The sequence below is a fragment of the Acinetobacter sp. YH12251 genome (assembly GCF_013417465.1).
In the GTDB taxonomy this organism is placed as follows: Bacteria; Pseudomonadota; Gammaproteobacteria; order Pseudomonadales; family Moraxellaceae; genus Acinetobacter; species Acinetobacter amyesii.
The window spans coordinates 49,609-66,387 of sequence record NZ_VPDZ01000003.1 but is presented as its reverse complement, the minus strand read 5'-3'; the positions used below and the strand labels follow the sequence as shown (position 1 = coordinate 66,387).

23 protein-coding genes are annotated in these 16,779 nt (G+C 43.2%); 16 read left to right on the top strand and 7 right to left on the bottom strand.

The window, feature by feature from the left end; genetic code table 11:
* The first annotated feature begins 15 nt into the window (after positions 1-15).
* Positions 16-888 carry an acyl-CoA thioesterase II gene (locus tag FTV27_RS03555; protein WP_180035657.1) on the top strand — a complete coding sequence of 291 codons (873 nt, stop codon included), beginning with the start codon at positions 16-18 and terminating at the stop codon, positions 886-888.
* Between the two features lie 249 nt (positions 889-1,137).
* Positions 1,138-2,397, top strand: a complete 1,260-nt coding sequence (locus tag FTV27_RS03550; RefSeq protein ID WP_171525930.1) for a dicarboxylate/amino acid:cation symporter — start codon at positions 1,138-1,140, stop codon at positions 2,395-2,397.
* Here FTV27_RS03550 and FTV27_RS03545 read toward each other — a convergent pair.
* The 7 genes from FTV27_RS03545 to FTV27_RS03515 form a co-directional block, all read right to left on the bottom strand.
* Entirely contained in the window at positions 2,394-2,819 is a 426-nt protein-coding gene (locus FTV27_RS03545) for a VOC family protein (protein ID WP_180035689.1), read from the bottom strand. The genes FTV27_RS03550 and FTV27_RS03545 overlap by 4 nt on opposite strands.
* A 224-nt stretch (positions 2,820-3,043) precedes the next feature.
* Positions 3,044-3,988 carry a metal-dependent hydrolase gene (locus tag FTV27_RS03540; protein ID WP_180035658.1) on the bottom strand — a complete coding sequence of 315 codons (945 nt, stop codon included), beginning with the start codon at positions 3,986-3,988 and terminating at the stop codon, positions 3,044-3,046.
* Between the two features lie 157 nt (positions 3,989-4,145).
* Positions 4,146-5,006, bottom strand: a complete 861-nt coding sequence (yihA, locus tag FTV27_RS03535) for a ribosome biogenesis GTP-binding protein YihA/YsxC (RefSeq protein ID WP_180035659.1) — start codon at positions 5,004-5,006, stop codon at positions 4,146-4,148.
* A gap of 85 nt (positions 5,007-5,091) precedes the next feature.
* A complete protein-coding gene (locus FTV27_RS03530; RefSeq protein WP_180035660.1) occupies positions 5,092-5,535 on the bottom strand; it encodes an Rrf2 family transcriptional regulator in 444 nt (147 codons plus the stop codon).
* Positions 5,536-5,621: 86 nt separating this feature from the next.
* A complete protein-coding gene (gene hmpA, locus FTV27_RS03525; RefSeq protein ID WP_078192460.1) occupies positions 5,622-6,830 on the bottom strand; it encodes an NO-inducible flavohemoprotein in 1,209 nt (402 codons plus the stop codon).
* 150 nt (positions 6,831-6,980) lie between these two features.
* Positions 6,981-8,564: a helicase HerA-like domain-containing protein gene (locus FTV27_RS03520; RefSeq protein WP_180035661.1), complete on the bottom strand. Its 1,584-nt coding sequence runs from the start codon at positions 8,562-8,564 to the stop codon at positions 6,981-6,983.
* 14 nt (positions 8,565-8,578) lie between these two features.
* A complete protein-coding gene (locus FTV27_RS03515; protein WP_180035662.1) occupies positions 8,579-9,781 on the bottom strand; it encodes a PLP-dependent transferase in 1,203 nt (400 codons plus the stop codon).
* A 158-nt stretch (positions 9,782-9,939) separates the two neighbouring features.
* On the opposite strand from FTV27_RS03515, the gene FTV27_RS03510 reads away from it, so the two are divergent.
* The 14 genes from FTV27_RS03510 to rplX all read left to right on the top strand — a co-directional run bounded on the left by FTV27_RS03510 (position 9,940) and on the right by rplX (position 16,765).
* On the top strand, positions 9,940-10,677 hold the full coding sequence (locus FTV27_RS03510; RefSeq protein ID WP_180035663.1) for a type 1 glutamine amidotransferase: 738 nt from the start codon (positions 9,940-9,942) through the stop codon (positions 10,675-10,677).
* 268 nt (positions 10,678-10,945) lie between these two features.
* On the top strand, positions 10,946-11,257 hold the full coding sequence (gene rpsJ / locus FTV27_RS03505; RefSeq protein ID WP_000070912.1) for a 30S ribosomal protein S10: 312 nt from the start codon (positions 10,946-10,948) through the stop codon (positions 11,255-11,257).
* Positions 11,258-11,316: 59 nt separating this feature from the next.
* Positions 11,317-11,955, top strand: coding sequence for a 50S ribosomal protein L3 (gene rplC, locus FTV27_RS03500; RefSeq protein ID WP_078189280.1), 639 nt, complete (start codon positions 11,317-11,319; stop codon positions 11,953-11,955).
* Positions 11,956-11,966: 11 nt separating this feature from the next.
* Positions 11,967-12,569 (top strand): 50S ribosomal protein L4, encoded by a 603-nt coding sequence (gene rplD / locus FTV27_RS03495; RefSeq protein WP_180035664.1) that lies wholly within the window; start codon positions 11,967-11,969, stop codon positions 12,567-12,569.
* Positions 12,566-12,886 carry a 50S ribosomal protein L23 gene (rplW, locus tag FTV27_RS03490; protein WP_005012992.1) on the top strand — a complete coding sequence of 107 codons (321 nt, stop codon included), beginning with the start codon at positions 12,566-12,568 and terminating at the stop codon, positions 12,884-12,886. Before rplD ends, rplW begins: the two co-directional genes overlap by 4 nt.
* 11 nt (positions 12,887-12,897) lie before the next feature.
* Positions 12,898-13,722 (top strand): 50S ribosomal protein L2, encoded by an 825-nt coding sequence (rplB, locus tag FTV27_RS03485; protein WP_078189278.1) that lies wholly within the window; start codon positions 12,898-12,900, stop codon positions 13,720-13,722.
* 19 nt (positions 13,723-13,741) lie between these two features.
* Positions 13,742-14,017 (top strand): 30S ribosomal protein S19, encoded by a 276-nt coding sequence (gene rpsS, locus FTV27_RS03480; protein WP_004281508.1) that lies wholly within the window; start codon positions 13,742-13,744, stop codon positions 14,015-14,017.
* Positions 14,018-14,028: 11 nt separating this feature from the next.
* Positions 14,029-14,358, top strand: coding sequence for a 50S ribosomal protein L22 (gene rplV, locus FTV27_RS03475; RefSeq protein WP_035265103.1), 330 nt, complete (start codon positions 14,029-14,031; stop codon positions 14,356-14,358).
* 1 nt (position 14,359) lies between these two features.
* Complete coding sequence (gene rpsC, locus FTV27_RS03470) at positions 14,360-15,112, top strand: 30S ribosomal protein S3 (RefSeq protein WP_078189277.1); 753 nt, start codon at positions 14,360-14,362, stop codon at positions 15,110-15,112.
* 3 nt (positions 15,113-15,115) lie between these two features.
* A complete protein-coding gene (gene rplP, locus FTV27_RS03465) occupies positions 15,116-15,529 on the top strand; it encodes a 50S ribosomal protein L16 (RefSeq protein WP_068909575.1) in 414 nt (137 codons plus the stop codon).
* Entirely contained in the window at positions 15,529-15,726 is a 198-nt protein-coding gene (rpmC, locus tag FTV27_RS03460) for a 50S ribosomal protein L29 (RefSeq protein WP_005012982.1), read from the top strand. The genes rplP and rpmC overlap by 1 nt, the downstream gene beginning before the upstream one ends.
* Positions 15,723-15,980, top strand: a complete 258-nt coding sequence (rpsQ, locus tag FTV27_RS03455; RefSeq protein ID WP_078192456.1) for a 30S ribosomal protein S17 — start codon at positions 15,723-15,725, stop codon at positions 15,978-15,980. The genes rpmC and rpsQ overlap by 4 nt, the downstream gene beginning before the upstream one ends.
* Positions 15,981-16,069: 89 nt before the next feature.
* Positions 16,070-16,438, top strand: a complete 369-nt coding sequence (gene rplN, locus FTV27_RS03450) for a 50S ribosomal protein L14 (RefSeq protein ID WP_005012978.1) — start codon at positions 16,070-16,072, stop codon at positions 16,436-16,438.
* 9 nt (positions 16,439-16,447) lie between these two features.
* Positions 16,448-16,765 (top strand): 50S ribosomal protein L24, encoded by a 318-nt coding sequence (gene rplX, locus FTV27_RS03445; protein ID WP_078189274.1) that lies wholly within the window; start codon positions 16,448-16,450, stop codon positions 16,763-16,765.
* The last annotated feature ends 14 nt before the right edge of the window (positions 16,766-16,779 follow it).

Below are 16,779 nucleotides of genomic sequence, written 5' to 3'. Positions count from 1 at the left end.
ATAGATAGGTTTGTTATGAATGCCTTAACACAAGAGTTGGTTGATTTACTCAGCCTTGAAAAATTAGAAGAAAATATTTTTCGTGGGCAAAGCCGAAATTTGGTCGGGAAACGTGTCTTTGGTGGACAGGTTTTAGGTCAGGCGCTACGTGCGGCATCTTATACGACAGATCGACCTGCTCATTCTTTACATGCCTATTTCTTATTTGGCGGTGATATCAGTGCACCAATCATTTATGAAGTAGATCGTATTCGCGATGGACGCAGTTTTGTGAGTCGTCAGGTTCGTGCGATTCAACATGGTAAAACCATTTTTATGTGTATGGTGTCATTTGCAGAGCAAGAAGACGGGTTGAACTACCAAGTTGCAGAGCCAGAATATCCAGCCGTCGAAGATTTAAAATCTGAAGCAGAGCTGAAACGAATGATGGTGGAGTTTGTCCCTGAAAACGTCCGTGCGTCTTTTATGCGCGACCGTCACGTAGAAATTCGCCCGATTGATCCACAAAACCCGTACCAACCGCAGCCTGCTGCGCCATCGTATGCACACTATATTCGTACCCATGATACGATTGCTGCCGATGTTGATGACATCTCTTTACATCAGGCTATTGCGGCATTCTATTCAGACTTTACGCTGATGACGACTGCACTACGTCCACATGGTTTAAGTTATTTATCACCAAGTTTGCAGTGTGCGAGTATTGACCATGCCATGTATTTCCATAAGCCATTCCGTGTGGATGAGTGGATGCTTTATGACATGGATGCCACCGTCAGTGCTAGTTCACGTGGTCTAAATTTCGGTCGCATGTGGCAAAACGGTGAGTTGGTCTGTAGTACGACACAAGAAGGCTTGATCCGTTTACGCGAAATTGAAACCCAATAAGCTTTGAGCACTATGTGTTAAGTCGTAAAAGCTGAATACTGGAAAAAACCGAATCTTCTGATTCGGTTTTTTTATGTCCATCATTTATTTGTATGAACTTAATTGCAGAATGGAGTTATCTAGTTAGGTTACAGTATACGTTGAATGGGGCTGAATTCGTGCTTTGCAGAATTGCAGCAGTACATGTGACAAAAAATTCCTCGATTCCCGGTGGGGCGCATGGCATAGTGCCTGAATAAAGGATGATAAATGCAAGGCACAATGAGCTTAAATACGCAGATTTTAATTGCCGCAATATTGGGTGTGGCATTTGGGTTTTTATTAATTCAGTTTCCAGAGACGCAGTTTTTATCCGCCAGCCTGTATGGCTTGGGGATTGCCAGTAGTATTTTTATTGGTTTGCTGAAAATGATCTTGGTTCCGCTGATCTTTAGTTCGATCGTGGTGGGGGTATCGAATTTACAAGCGGGTGGTCAGCTGAGTCGAACGTGGAAAATTACCTTAGCGTGCTGTGTCACTACCACAACTTTGGCACTGATCTTGGGTCTAGCATGCGCGCATATTTTTAAAGTCGGGCAGGGCGTGGACATCGTCATGTTCCAAGATGCAATGCAACAGCATCAAAGTCCTGACACCCTCACAGCAGGTTCATTCTTTACCAATTTTATTCAAAATACACTGATTAATCCGTTTAAAGCCTTTAGTGATGGCAACGTACTCGCAGTCGTGGTGTTTTCACTATTTCTCGGTGTGGCCTTGGTCAAAGGCGGTGAAAAGTTCCGAAGTGTGAGAAAGCTCAGTCAGCAATTTTTCGACATCATGATGATGATCATCGGCTGGGTGATGAAGCTTGCACCGATTGGTATTTTTGCATTATTGGCTAAATTGATTGCTACCGAAGATATTTCGGTGTTGAGTCGCCTCGCGGAGTTTGCTGCGGTGGTCACTGGCACGACGATTTTCCATGGGGCAGTGGTGTTACCTCTGCTGCTATGGATTTTTGGGAAAATGAGCCCACTGACATTTTTTAGAGGAACACGAGCTGCCTTAATCACTGCTTTTGCAACTAGTTCAAGTTCAGCAACGATGCCACTGTCGATGAAATGTGCGCAGGAAAATTTAGGCGTACGTCCTCAAACAGCAGGTTTTGTGATTCCATTGGGCACACAGTTGAATATGGATGGTACAGCGCTGTATGAAGCTGCTGCTGCCTTGTTTATTGCCAACTTGATGGGCTTAGATTTAACCTTGGGTCAGCAGTTAATTGTCTGTGCAACCGCCATGATTGCGTCACTCGGCGCGCCGGGTATTCCAAGCGCTGGAATGGTGACGATGATTATGGTTTTACAATCAGTCGGACTCCCTGCAGAAGCGATTGCGATATTGCTGCCGATAGATCGACTCTTAGATACGGTACGGACTGTGGTGAATGTACAGGGTGATATGATGATTAGCGTGGTGGTTGATCGTCATACGCGAGATGTAGATGAACCTGCGTTGTCGAATTAAGCAGATAAAGAACTAAAATGTGGGTTGTAGACGATCTCCCACAGATGCCCATCTAAGTCTTGAAAATAGCCTGTATAACCACCGTAAAACGTGGGCTGTGCGGGGTTAATTGTTTTTGCACCTGCGCGTTGGGCTTGGTGCATGATTTGATCGACGGCTGCGGGACTTTTAAAGTTATGTCCAAGAGACATTTGCGTTGGACAAAACGCTGAAGTGCTGATTTCTGTGTCATGACTAAGGCTATATTGTGGCCAGAGTGCGAGCTTTAAACCGTGTTGTAAATCAAATAATGCCACAGCGCCATGTTCAAATTCAGTCCCAATAATCCCTGCGCTATTAAGGCCTAAACCGTCCTGATAAAACGCGAATGCAGAGTGTAAATCTTTCACGGCCAGTGTGATGACGGAGATGTGAGCGTGCAGGGAGATGCTCCTGAATGGCTTATTTTTATTTTAGGATGAGGCTGAGTATAAATGCATTTTAAAGAGAATAGGGAGTTCGGAAGAACTATACTTTAAACCTCGAACTTATGACGACCCTATTCATCTTAAGTTTGTTGATTGCTCAATAAAAAAATAGAGCGTAATGGAAGTGAGCACAAAAAAAAGCAGGGCGAACCCTGCTTAATACAGATTTTAAATGGTGTTTATGCAACTTTCAGTGCGGCACGTTTTGCAGCAGGAGAGTTGTCGAGGTAAGCAATCGCATCTTCAGTTTTCGCTTCATGCACAGGATCGTACCAAGGCATTAAATACCCCAATTGCTGTGACACTAGCCAAAGCGGATGTGGCAATAAGCGATTGTCTTTTTGCGCGATACGCGCCCATTCACGCCAAATCCACGGTTTATATACGGCAGGTTTAATCGATGCATAGCGCGCGTCTTGCTGCATGATATGTGCTGCACCATCGACCCATAGACCAAGTACGGCTGCAATCACGATCACACTTTGATAATAGCGAGAAATATAGCCCCCACCGAGATGACGATACAAATCAAAGGCCACGGTACGATGCTCAATTTCTTCTGCACCATGCCATTTTACTAGATCGAGCATATTCGGATCGGCACCGAGGCGTTCCCACTCTTTGTTGTATAAAGCATATTTACCTAGTACACAGGTCATGTGCTCAACCGTTGCAATCACCCCTAAACGAAAGAGATCCCATTGATGATCCAATGCTTTGGGTACGTTGAACCCTAAAGGTTGATCCGCAAGCAGTTTGCCAAAGAGGAAGTCCATGATTTCAAGGTTGCGTTGAATACTGATATTACGCTGAGATAGATATTCTTTATTAGCAGAGTTATGCGCCTGAGCATGCATAGCTTCTTGGCGGATAAATGCTTTAACGTCCTCTGCTAATTTTTCATCTCTAATTTGTGGCAATACTTTGTTATACAGACGGCAAAACCAAAACTCACCTGCCGGTAAGATCATATTAATTTCATTAATAAAATAGCTGACAAAAGGTTGGTTAGGCACCCAGTCAACTTGAGTATCTTGCCACTCAAATTTCACTTTACGTGGCTTAATTTTATATTCGATTGATGATCCAAGTTTTGTGGTTCTCAAGCGGGAGAGTAATTTCATGACCTATCCTTGTTTTTATGTGATCGAGTACACATCTGATGTATTCAGTATCCAAAAAAAATCCTGCATTGTGATTAGCAATACAGGACATTTCATTATCTTCAGAAGATACTTTTTGTCAGACAATCATCTTTGTACCGACTTTAAAATTACTCGATTAGTGGTCTGAATTTTTGCCTTCAGCTTGGGGTAAGTCTTCAGATGTAGTGTGGAAGTCATCGAATGCTTCCGCGTCCACATCGATTTCAATATCATCTTCCGATGCTTCAGGTATGCTGTCGAGATCAAACTCTGTCGATTGTTCTAGAGTGAAGTTTAGACGACCCGCCATGACACTCGCTAACTCTTCTAAGCCTTGTTTATTCAATGATGAGAACAATTGGATAGAGAAGTTCAGCTTCATTTTTTTCAATGCTGCTTTCACTTCTTGTAGTGCTTTAGAGGCTGGGCCACGGTTTAGTTTATCTGATTTGGTGAGCAGTACATGCACGAACAATTTACGTGAATGTGCCCATTCCAACATCATGACATCAAAGTGTTGTAGTGGATGACGGATATCCATCAACAGCACAAGACCTTGTAAACTTTCACGGTGTATTAGATAGTTTTCTAGCTCTTTTTGCCACACGATTTTCATCGCTTCAGGTACAGCAGCATAGCCATAACCCGGTAAGTCGACCAAACGCTGATCAGGATTTCCTAAACTGAAAAAGTTGATCATTTGGGTACGACCCGGTTTTTTCGACGCACGAGCCAATTGCTTTTGGTTGGTGAGCGCATTAATGGCACTTGACTTCCCAGCATTTGAGCGGCCAGCAAAGGCAATTTCATAGCCGGTATCTTCAACGCAGAGGTTGAGTTTAGGCGCACTCATTAAGAACTCAGCTTTGCGTAGCCAGTTGAGCGAGCGCACAGCATATTCAGTAATCGCAGAGTCTACTTTTTTCTCGTAAGTAATCTTTTGCTTCGGCGCATTGGCCGCTTTACTGTTTCGTGATTTTCCTCTGTGCTGATGCATAACCCAACTTCAATAACTGATTTAACAACACGCATTATAAAGGAAGTCGGGCAGGCAAGCGAATTTTGTCGCAGGCAAAGTGAAATTAGAGATTGAGCAGTTGAATCGGAGATTGTGTTGTAAATTTAGATGCGCTGCTTGGTTGTAAGACGTCAGCAAGTTTGTACTGATCGAGACTTTGATAAAACTGTTCTAAAGCTTGGTCTAAGAGGCTTTTTAAACCACACTGACTGCGTAGTACGCAGGGTGGGTCATTGCATTCTACTATCTGGTGATGGCCTTGCAGAATTCGTACGATTTGACCGAGCTGAGCGTCAAGTGCTTCAGGGTTTAAGCGAATGCCGCCACCTTTGCCGCGGCTGGTGATTAACCAGTTTTGTTTTGCCATAAAATGCACAATTTTCACCAAGTGATTACGCGAAACATGCAGGTCTTCTGCAATTTCAGCAATGTTATAAGGCACATCACGAGGACGTGCGATATAGAGCAAAATGCGTAATGCATAATCGGTGAATTTATTGAGTTGCATGATAATACTGTGAGTCTGAGAGAAATAAATAAGGGCTAGTCTAGCATAACTAAACTAACCCTTTGTATTTCAGGTGAATAGCTTAGTTAGTGTTTTACACCACCAGTGCCGAAAGCTTCGCTGTGAATATTGCTAGCAGGAATACCACGAGCAATTAAAGCTTTCTGTTGTTCAGCCATAAATGGCATTGGACCGCAAAGGTAATAATCCGCATTGATCGGTAACAGTGCAGTATCCATGCTGCCTAAGTCTAGACGACCAGCAGCATCATAATCTTCACCTAATTTATCATTAGCATGAGGGAACTCATACGCTGTAAAAGTGCTAAGACGTGGGTATTTTGCTTCCAAATCCTGAATGTGTTTATGCATTGCATGCACTTGTTTGCTACGGCAGGCATGGATAAAGGTTACAGGTTGTGGCATGTCTAAAGTCACCAACTGATTCAGCATCGCAATCATTGGTGTTAGACCTACACCACCACTGATAAAGACATTGCGTTTTTGTGAATCAATCAGGAAGAAATTACCTGTTGGTGCAGACACTTCGATTTCTGAACCGATCTCCAAGCCATGCAGTGTATTTGATACCCAACCTGGAACCAAGTCACCTTTCTGATCTTCACGTTTTACAGAGATACGTAAGTAGTTGTCTTGTGGGCTGGTAGACAGTGTATATTGACGTGGTTGTTTTAGACCCAGCTCATCGACCAATACACGTACAGAGATGTACTGACCTGCTTCATATTTTGGTAAATCACCACCATCAGAAGGCTCAAGGTAGAATGAGGTGATTTCATCACTTTCAGCCACTTTTTTCGCGATTTTGAAATTACGCCAACCTAACCAACTGCCTTTAGTTTGCTGATGTTGCTCATAAATCGCTTTTTCAGTGCTGATAAACAAGTCTGCCAATTGTCCATATGCTGCTGCCCAAGCTGCAATCAGTGGATCTTCCATTGAAATGCTTAATACTTCACTGATCGAGTGCAGCAAATTTTCGCCGACAATATTATAGTCTGGAGCTTGAATGTTAAGACTCACATGTTTATGCGCAATTAATTCTACAACTGGTAAAAGTACAGATGGGTCCTCAATATTTTCAGCATAAGCCAATACAGCACCCGCCAAAGCTTGTGCCTGAGCACCGCTGCGCTGATGTCCCATGTTAAAGGTTTCTTTGAGGTCAGGGTTATTGCCCAACATACGATTATAGAAGTAACCAGTCAGCGCGACACCATTTTCACGTAGAACAGGAACAGTAGCTTTTACTAGGTCAATTTGCTGCGGAGTCATAGCTGATCTCTCATGGCTGTTATTTATAAGATGTATTTAAAATACATTTTTAAATACATCCGCGCAATACATGTTTTAGTAAAAACCATAAAAAAAATATGGGATATTAAAATATCCCATAAATTCAGCATAGATAATCGTAATGGCGAATTATTTTTTACCAAACAGTGAACCTAGCAAACCGCGTACGATTTTCTGACCTGTCGACCCACCCAAGCTGCGTGCAGCACTTTTTGCAAAAGTTCCTACCGTGTCTTGAATCAGTTTTTCACGTTGTTTGGCTGAACGCTCAGCTTCTTTTTGTTGTTCGCGTGCAAGTCGTTCTTGTTCACGCGCTTGCTGTTTGGCGAGTGCATCTGCTTCTTTGGCTTGTTGTTTGGCTAACGCTTCTTGTACTTTGGCTTGTATTTTATCTTGTTCCGCTTGGACGGCTTGTTGTTGGCGCTCCGCCACTTTATTTTGTAAAAGTTCATAGGCACTTTCACGGTCTACTTCGGTGTCATACACGCCTGCAACAACGCTATTTGTCATGAGTGCTTTGCGTTCTTCTACAGCAATTGGGCTAAATGATGAGTAGGGTGGCATCACCCAAGCACGTTCAACGATTTGTGGTGTGCCTTGTTCATCTAAACAGCTAATTAATGCTTCACCTACAGCCAGTTCCGTAATTACTTGATCGACTTTAAACGCAGGATTAGCTCGGAAAGTATCTGCTGCCGTTTTAACTGCTTTCTGATCTTTTGGGGTAAATGCACGTAGCGCATGCTGAACGCGGTTACCCAGTTGTCCTAAAACACTCTCAGGTAGGTCAAGTGGGTTTTGCGTTACAAAGTAAATCCCAACGCCTTTAGAGCGAATCAGACGAACCACTTGCTCAATTTTTTCTTGTAAAGCAGGGCTGGCATTATCAAACAATAAATGCGCTTCATCGAAGAAGAACACTAGTTTGGGTTTATCCATATCTCCAACTTCGGGCAATTGTTCAAACAGTTCTGACAGCATCCAAAGTAAGAAAGTCGCATAGAGCTTAGGGGTATTCATTAACTTGTCGGCTGCGAGCAGGTTGATGTTGCCACGACCTTGCGCATCCGTTTGAATGAAATCCATGATATTGAGCGCAGGCTCACCAAAGAACTTGTCACCGCCTTGATCTGCCAATGCAAGCAAATTACGTTGAATTGCACCTAAGCTTGCAGGTGATAAATTGCCATATTCATTTTTAAATTCGGATGCATGTTCACTGACGTAGCTGATCATGGCTTTTAAGTCTTTAAAGTCGATGAGCAATAAGCCCTGATCATCGGCAATACGAAAGACCGCAGATAGCACACCTTCTTGCGTGTCGTTTAAATTTAGAATTCGGGCAAGGAGCAGTGGACCAATTTCAGAAATGGTGGTGCGAATGGGATGTCCTTGTTCACCAAACAAATCCCAAAACACCACAGGGGAGGCAGCAAAAGGAATGCTCTCGATATTTAAGCTTTTAATTCGTTCGTCAAACTTAGGATTGCTTTCACCTGCTTTGGCAAGGCTAGAAACATCCCCTTTGGCATCAGCTAAAAATACAGGTACACCCAGCCGAGAAAAACTTTCTGCCAACACCTTCAACGTCACCGTCTTACCAGTGCCTGTTGCTCCAGCAATTAAACCATGGCGGTTTGCAAATTGTGAATAAAGCACCACATCTTGTGTGGTGTCTTGTGTTTTTTTGCCAATAATAATTGGTGTACCCATAGATGTTCCTGTATTTATTCGGGTTGCTGTTTATTAAAATGTTGTAGTGCGTTTTCTATATCTTGTATTAAATCTGCAGGATGTTCTAGTCCTATACAGAAGCGAACCAGTAAGCCGGCTTGAATATGTGAATGTTCGAGTACACGCATATCTTTTAAGTTATATAGCATGACTAAACTGACTGGGCCACCCCAGCTAAAACCGAGTTTAAATAGTTTCAGCGCATCACAAAAGCGGCGTACATCTTGCAAGCTATATTTTTCATTAAATACCACGCTGACCAAGCCGGCACTGTGTTGTTCTGTACAAATTTCTTTCCAATACTGATGTCCTGCGGAAGCTTCATCAGCAGGATGTAAAACCTGTACAAAGGCTGGTTGCTGTTTTAGCCAATTTAATAAAGTTAAAGCACTTTGTGACTGGTGTTCATAGCGCAGGCGCATAGAAGCCAGACTGCGTTGTACTTGCGCGGCGTCATCACCAGAGATACTAATGCCTTGAATGGCGTGCGCACGAAACAGTTTGTGATGAAGCTTTTTATCTCGTGTAATTACCGAACCCATCAAAATATCCCCGCCGCCACTTGGGTATTTGGTCAAGGCATGCACACTGATATCGACACCCAGGTGCTCAGCACTAAAATCAAAAGCATTAAAGGCAAGTCCTGCGCCCCACGTATTGTCCAGTGCAGTGAGAATGTTCTGCGCTTGAGCTTTTTTGACCAAGCCAACTAAATCTGGAAACTCTAAAGTGACAGAACCCGCGGCTTCTAACCAGATAAGCTTGGCTTGCGCTGAAGGGCTAAATGAATCGACATCAATAGGGTTATAAACCTTGACCACGATGCCATAGCGGGTTTCTAAATTGCGTAAATGGTCCATATTTGGGCCATAGATATTATCTGCGACCCACACTTCATCCCCTTGACTTAAAAAACATGAATTGACCAAATTAATTGCAGATAAACCGCTTGGTGCGAGTAAGTGATACAAGCCACCTTCAATCTGAGCAATCTGATCGCCTAGGGTAAATGTTGTGGGGGTACCATGTGTGCCATAGCTATAGTCATAATCATCAGTCCAATGGCGATTAAATAGCGCATCTGTATTTTCGAAAATTATAGTGGATGCACGAAACAGGGGAGGTTGAACACTATTGATGTATTGCGGTGCCTTTCTTGGTGCATGAATGAGTTCGGTTTGAGGATTCTTTTTCACGTGGCGCTCTGAAATGATCAAAATAATAATGAATGTTCAAAAGAATACGACTAAAACGCATGGATTTACGATGCTTTTGTATAGAAAATTAAGTGAAAAGCAAAGTTGGCTTCATTCTTGCAAAACCGATATCAGAGCAACAACAATAGGTTTAGCGCATGAAGTCGCATTTAAAAGTACATTATTTTCAGCATATTGCTGGCGAAGGGTTCGGCAGTTGTTATGAATTTTTAAAACAGCATCAGGCCAAAATTACGGCCACAGAATTCTTTGCATTACCTGTCGATCAAGCCTTAGATCTCGAGGCTTTGCCGCATGTTGAAGATGTCGATTTACTTATCATTATGGGTGGAACCATGAGCGTAAATGATGAGGCAAATTTCCCATGGTTAAAAATAGAAAAACGTTGGCTGCGACGCTATTTAGCCATCGGTAAACCCGCAATCGGCCTTTGTTTAGGTGGGCAATTGATTGCCAATGCTTTGGGTGGTGCGGTGAGTCGAAATGCACAACAAGAATTGGGTTGGACGACCATCCGTAAGGTCGCTAACGTACCGCATGGCTGTTTCAAACTACCGGAAGAGTTTAAAGTCATGCAGTGGCACAGTGAAACATTTGAAATTCCTAAAGGAGCGGTATTACTGGCGGAAAATGATGCATGTCGTAATCAAATGTATCAAATTGGACAAAATGTTTTGGGCTTTCAATTTCATCCTGAAATTACCCCTGAAGTACTCGATTTATTTTTGGAAAATGATGAAGAAGTGGCATTTTTTTCAGGAACACATGTACAGCCAGTACATGATCTGCGGAAAAGCGCAAAAAACAAATTTATTGAGGGAAATCAAATACTAAACCAAGCAATAGAGTATGTATTAAGAAAAAATGCCTGTTGATTAAAAGTTAAGCAATTGATCTTGCATAAAAAATGAAAAATATAAGAAAAACAGCAAAAGGGATTTGCTTATGCATTAAACAATAGCTATAATGGGCGACCCTTTGATGAAGGGGGTTAGCTACGAATAAAGTAGTTAACATCGTGACAGTCGCGGCATCGATCGTGACCTTAGTGATATTTCACTGCTCTTGACACTTGCCTCTTTTAAAGTGGGGTGAGATGCGTCAAGGGTGATTCTTTATATATTTGGCTTGGAGTTAACTGGTATGTCTAACCAGAGAATTCGTATCCGTCTTAAGTCTTTTGATCACCGTTTAATTGATCAATCAGCTCAAGAAATCGTAGAAACAGCAAAACGTACTGGTGCACAAGTTTGTGGTCCAATCCCGATGCCTACACGTATCGAACGTTTTAACGTTTTAACATCACCACACGTTAACAAAGATGCGCGTGACCAATACGAGATCCGCACTTACAAACGTTTGATCGACATCGTTCAACCTACAGATAAAACTGTTGATGCATTGATGAAGTTAGATCTTGCAGCTGGTGTTGATGTTCAGATCGCTTTGGGTTAAGGCTTTCGGTTAATTAACGCTCTAAGTTAATTAGGCCGCTTTTTTAGAGGTTTATGCACATGGCTATTGGTTTAGTCGGTCGCAAGTGCGGTATGACACGTATCTTTACAGATGCTGGTGTTTCTGTACCTGTAACAGTGATTGAGGTTGATCCTAACCGCATCACACAAATCAAAACGCTTGAAACTGATGGTTATCAAGCGATTCAAATCACTACTGGTGAACGTCGCGAATCTCGTGTAACTAACGCTCAGAAAGGTCACTTTGCGAAAGCTGGTGTTGCTGCTGGTCGTCTAGTTCAAGAATTCCGCGCTACAGAAGCTGATCTTGAAGGTCGTGAAGTTGGCGGAACTATCGGTGTAGATGTGTTCACAGTGGGTCAAATTGTTGACGTTACTGGTACATCTAAAGGTAAAGGTTTCCAAGGTGGTGTTAAGCGTTGGAACTTCCGTACTCAAGACGCTACACATGGTAACTCTGTATCTCACCGTGTTATCGGTTCTACAGGTCAAAACCAGACTCCTGGTCGCGTGTTCAAAGGCAAAAAAATGCCTGGTCACTTAGGTGCTGAACGTGTAACTACACAGGGTCTTGAAATCGTTGCTATCGACGCAGAACGTTCAGTTCTAGTTGTTAAAGGCGCGGTTCCTGGTGCTACTGGTGGCGACGTTACTGTTCGTCCTACTATCAAGGCCTGAGGGGAAATAACGTGAATTTAAATACTGTTTCCGGCTCTGCTGTTGAGTTATCTGAAGTTGCGTTTGGTCGTGATTTTAACGAAGCTCTTGTACACCAAGTTGTTACAGCTTACTTAGCTGGTGGTCGTCAAGGTTCTAAAGCGCAAAAATCACGTGCTGACGTTTCTGGCGGTGGTAAAAAACCTTTCCGTCAAAAAGGTACTGGCCGCGCTCGTGCTGGTTCTATTCGTAGCCCAATCTGGGTTGGCGGTGGTAAAACTTTTGCTGCTCGTCCACAAGACTGGTCTCAAAAAGTAAACCGTAAAATGTATCGCGGTGCTATGCAATGCATCCTGGCTGAGCTTGTTCGTCAAGATCGCCTTATTTTAGTTGAAGAGATTGCTGTTGCAGCTCCAAAAACTAAAGAATTGCTTGCAAAACTTAACGACTTGAATGCACCTCGTGCATTAATCGTTACAGATGCTGTTGATGAGAACTTGTATCTTGCTGCTCGCAACATTCCACACGTTGATGTGGTTGATGCTGCTGCAATCGATCCTGTTAGCTTGATCGCGTTCGATAAAGTTGTTATGTCTGTTGCTGCTGCTAAGAAAATTGAGGTAGAACTCGGATGAACAACGAACGTATCTATCAAGTCCTACAAGGACCTGTATTCTCAGAAAAAGCACAAGTTTTAGGCGAAACTGCTGGTGTTCAAGTGTTCAAAGTTGCACTAGATGCAAACAAACTTGAAATCAAAAAAGCTGTTGAGCAACTATTTGGTGTTCAAGTTGTTAAAGTTAACACAACGATCACTAAAGGTAAGACTAAACGCTTTGGTAAAACATTAGGACGTCGTTCTGATGTTAAAAAAGCATACGTCACCCTGAAAGCTGGCCAAGATGTTGAAATGGCTGACTTGGGCGATACCGCTGAAAACGCAGCGGAATAAGGACGAAAATTATGCCGATTCAAAAATGTAAGCCAACGTCTCCAGGACGTCGCTTTGTAGAGAAAGTGGTTCATAACCACCTTCACAAAGGCGCGCCATATGCTCCGTTGGTTGAAGCTAAAAAACGTACTGGCGGTCGTAATAACAACGGTCACATTACAACTCGTCACGTTGGTGGTGGTCATAAACAGCACTACCGTATCGTAGACTTCAAACGTAACAAAGACAGCATCCCTGCTGTAGTTGAGCGTATTGAATACGATCCAAACCGTACAGCTCATATTGCTTTATTGAAATATGCTGACGGTGAACGTCGCTATATTATTGCACCTAAAGGCCTTCGCGCTGGTGATCAAGTTCAGTCTGGTAACGATGCTCCAATCCGTCCAGGTAACTGCTTGCCACTTCGCAACATGCCTATCGGTTCTACTCTTCACAACATCGAGCTTAAAATCGGTAAAGGCGCACAATTAGTACGTTCTGCTGGTACATCTGCTCAATTGTTGGGTCGTGACGGTTCTTACGCTATCATTCGTCTTCGTTCAGGCGAAATGCGTAAAGTACACGTTGAATGCCGTGCTGTGTTAGGTGAAGTTTCTAACTCAGAAAGCAACCTTCGTTCACTTGGTAAAGCAGGTGCATCACGCTGGCGTGGCGTTCGTCCTACCGTACGTGGTATGGCGATGAACCCAGTAGACCATCCACATGGTGGTGGTGAAGGACGTAACAAAGGTATTCAACCTGTAAGTCCATGGGGTCAAAAAGCTAAAGGGTACAAAACACGTACCAACAAGCGTACGACTAAGATGATCATTCGCGACCGTCGCGTTAAGTAACAAGTAAAGGAATCTGACAATGCCTCGTTCTCTGAAAAAAGGCCCATTCGTCGATGCGCACTTGTTCGCTAAGGTTGAAGCGGCTATCGCGGCTAATAACCGTAAGCCGATCAAAACTTGGTCGCGTCGTTCGATGATCTTACCGGATTTTGTTGGTCTAACAATTTCTGTACACAATGGCCGTAACCATGTTCCAGTGATCGTATCTGAGCATATGGTTGGTCATAAATTAGGTGAATTCGCGCCAACTCGTACCTATCGTGGTCACGGTGTTGACAAGAAGTCTAAACGTTAATAGGTGCTATGATGGAAGTAACTGCTAAATTACGCGGTGCCGCTATCTCGGCACAAAAAGCACGTTTGGTTGCAGACCTAATTCGCGGCAAATCTGTTGCGCATGCTTTGAATATCTTAAACTTCAGCAACAAAAAAGCTGCAGTTTTAGTTAAAAAAGCATTGGAATCTGCGATTGCAAACGCTGAACACAATAACAGTTTAGATGTAGACGACCTTAAAGTTTCTACGATCTACGTTGATGAAGGCATGAGCCTGAAACGTATTTTGCCACGTGCTAAAGGCCGTGCAGATCGTATTACTAAGCGTACTTGTCACATTACCGTTAAGGTAGGGGTTTGATATGGGTCAGAAGGTTCATCCAATCGGTATCCGCCTAGGTGTTGTGAAACGTCATAACGCTAACTGGTATGCGAATCCGAAACAATATGCTGAATATTTGCTAAAAGATCTTCAAGTTCGTGAGTTTTTAACTAAAAAACTTAAGAATGCGATGGTAAGCAATATTCTTATCGAACGCCCTACAGGCGCAGCTAAAGTAACTATTAGCACTGCACGTCCTGGTATCGTGATCGGTAAAAAAGGCGAAGACATTGAGAAATTACAACGCGAATTAACAGCCATTATGGGTGTTCCTGCGCAAGTAAGTATCAACGAAATCGATCGCCCAGATTTAGACGCTCGTTTAGTTGCTGAAGCAATCGCTTCTCAATTAGAAAAACGTGTAATGTTCCGTCGTGCTATGAAGCGTGCGGTTCAAAACTCTATGCGTGCTGGTGCTAAAGGTATCAAAGTAGAAGTTTCAGGCCGTCTAGGTGGTGCTGAGATTGCTCGTACTGAATGGTATCGTGAAGGTCGTGTACCTCTTCATACTCTTCGTGCTGACATCGACTATGCTACTATGCGTGCTGAGACTACTTACGGTACGATCGGCGTTAAAGTATGGATCTTCCGTGGTGAGATCTTGGGCGGCATGAAACAAGTCATGAACCCAGCTCCAGCTGAAGAACGTCCAGCTAAACGTGGTCGTGGTCGTGGTGAAGGTCAAGAGCGTCGTGGTCGTCGCAATGATCGTTCTGCTGAAAAAGGAGAATAATCCATGTTACAACCTAAACGTACTAAATTCCGTAAAGTGCAAAAAGGCCGTAACACTGGTCTAGCACATCGCGGTAGCTCAGTATCTTTTGGTACTATTGCACTTAAATCAGTTGAACGTGGTCAAATGACAGCACGTCAAATTGAAGCAGCGCGTCGTACAATCAGCCGTCGTATTAAACGTGGTGGTAAGATCTTTATCCGTGTTTTCCCAGACAAACCAATTACTGAAAAACCATTAGAAGTTCGTATGGGTAAAGGTAAAGGTTCTGTGGAATACTGGGTTTGCCAAATCAAACCAGGTAAAGTCTTGTACGAAATTGATGGTGTTAACGAAGAACTTGCTCGCGAAGCGTTTACGCTTGCTGCTGCAAAACTTCCGTTTAAAACCACTATCGTGACTCGGACGGTAATGTAATGAAAACTAATGATCTACGTGAAAAGTCGGTAGAAGAGTTGACAGCTTTGCTTGATGAGCAACAGCTTAACCAATTCCGTCTTCGTATGGCGAAAGCAACTGGTCAATTGGGTAAATCGCACGAAGTTGCGCTTACTCGTAAGACAATTGCTCGTATTAAGACCCTCCTTACCGAAAAACAGGGGAACGGACAATGAGTGAACAAACAGTTCGCACGTTAACCGGTAAAGTAGTTAGCGACAAGATGGACAAGTCTATCGTTGTTCTTATCGAACGCCGCGTTCAACACCCGTTGTATGGCAAATTAATCCGCCGTTCAACTAAATTACACGCTCATGATGAAAACAATGTTGCTAAAGTTGGCGACGTAGTAAGCATCAAAGAAAGCCGCCCAATGTCTAAAACTAAGTCTTGGACTTTAGTTGAAGTTGTTGAAGCTGCTGCTGAGTAATTAAACGTTCTTGCATCATCGGTCAATTTCGAGTACTCTTTGAGCCTTTCGAAATTGCGACCGGTGATGCTCGGTTTTGGAGTAGGGCAATGATTCAAACCGAAAGTATGCTCGACGTAGCAGACAACAGTGGTGCTCGCCGCGTACAATGTATTAAAGTACTTGGTGGTTCACATCGTCGTTATGCTTCTGTTGGCGACATTATTAAAGTTACTGTAAAAGAAGCTATTCCACGCGCACGTGTTAAAAAAGGTGACGTGATGAATGCTGTAGTTGTACGTACAAAATTCGGCATCCGTCGTGCAGATGGTTCAGTTATTCGTTTCGACGATAACGCAGCTGTTATTTTGAACAACAACAAAGCGCCGATTGCAACTCGTATTTTCGGACCAGTGACTCGTGAACTTCGTACTGAACAGTTCATGAAAATTATTTCATTGGCTCCTGAAGTTCTATAAGAGGCACTCATGGCTAAGATTAAAAAGGGCGATCAAGTAATTGTGATCGCAGGTAAAGAAAAAGGCAAACAAGGTACTGTTTTGTCTGTTTCAAATGACCGTGTTAAGGTTGAAGGCCTTAACTTGGTAACGAAGCATCAAAAGCCTAACCGAGCTACTGGCGCTGAAGGCGGCATCGTAACTCAAGAAGCTGAGCTTCATATCTCTAACGTGGCAATTTTTAATGCTACAACCCAAAAGGCTGACCGTGTTGGTTACCAAGTGATTGAAGGCGTGAAAACTCGCGTATTCAAATCTAATGGTGAATCAGTGGCGGTAGCGAAGTAATAGGTTGACTAGGC

Bases quoted from the DNA above. Each gene is read 5' to 3' on its own strand.
- FTV27_RS03555 (WP_180035657.1), top strand. From the start codon at position 16: ATGAATGCCTTAACACAAGAGTTGGTTGATTTACTCAGCCTTGAAAAA.
- FTV27_RS03550 (WP_171525930.1), top strand. From the start codon at position 1,138: ATGCAAGGCACAATGAGCTTAAATACGCAGATTTTAATTGCCGCAATA.
- FTV27_RS03540 (WP_180035658.1), bottom strand. From the start codon at position 3,988: ATGAAATTACTCTCCCGCTTGAGAACCACAAAACTTGGATCATCAATC.
- yihA (WP_180035659.1), bottom strand. From the start codon at position 5,006: ATGCATCAGCACAGAGGAAAATCACGAAACAGTAAAGCGGCCAATGCG.
- FTV27_RS03530 (WP_180035660.1), bottom strand. From the start codon at position 5,535: ATGCAACTCAATAAATTCACCGATTATGCATTACGCATTTTGCTCTAT.
- hmpA (WP_078192460.1), bottom strand. From the start codon at position 6,830: ATGACTCCGCAGCAAATTGACCTAGTAAAAGCTACTGTTCCTGTTCTA.
- FTV27_RS03520 (WP_180035661.1), bottom strand. From the start codon at position 8,564: ATGGGTACACCAATTATTATTGGCAAAAAAACACAAGACACCACACAA.
- FTV27_RS03510 (WP_180035663.1), top strand. From the start codon at position 9,940: ATGAAGTCGCATTTAAAAGTACATTATTTTCAGCATATTGCTGGCGAA.
- rpsJ (WP_000070912.1), top strand. From the start codon at position 10,946: ATGTCTAACCAGAGAATTCGTATCCGTCTTAAGTCTTTTGATCACCGT.
- rplC (WP_078189280.1), top strand. From the start codon at position 11,317: ATGGCTATTGGTTTAGTCGGTCGCAAGTGCGGTATGACACGTATCTTT.
- rplW (WP_005012992.1), top strand. From the start codon at position 12,566: ATGAACAACGAACGTATCTATCAAGTCCTACAAGGACCTGTATTCTCA.
- rplB (WP_078189278.1), top strand. From the start codon at position 12,898: ATGCCGATTCAAAAATGTAAGCCAACGTCTCCAGGACGTCGCTTTGTA.
- rpsS (WP_004281508.1), top strand. From the start codon at position 13,742: ATGCCTCGTTCTCTGAAAAAAGGCCCATTCGTCGATGCGCACTTGTTC.
- rplV (WP_035265103.1), top strand. From the start codon at position 14,029: ATGGAAGTAACTGCTAAATTACGCGGTGCCGCTATCTCGGCACAAAAA.
- rpsC (WP_078189277.1), top strand. From the start codon at position 14,360: ATGGGTCAGAAGGTTCATCCAATCGGTATCCGCCTAGGTGTTGTGAAA.
- rplP (WP_068909575.1), top strand. From the start codon at position 15,116: ATGTTACAACCTAAACGTACTAAATTCCGTAAAGTGCAAAAAGGCCGT.
- rpmC (WP_005012982.1), top strand. From the start codon at position 15,529: ATGAAAACTAATGATCTACGTGAAAAGTCGGTAGAAGAGTTGACAGCT.
- rpsQ (WP_078192456.1), top strand. From the start codon at position 15,723: ATGAGTGAACAAACAGTTCGCACGTTAACCGGTAAAGTAGTTAGCGAC.
- rplN (WP_005012978.1), top strand. From the start codon at position 16,070: ATGATTCAAACCGAAAGTATGCTCGACGTAGCAGACAACAGTGGTGCT.
- rplX (WP_078189274.1), top strand. From the start codon at position 16,448: ATGGCTAAGATTAAAAAGGGCGATCAAGTAATTGTGATCGCAGGTAAA.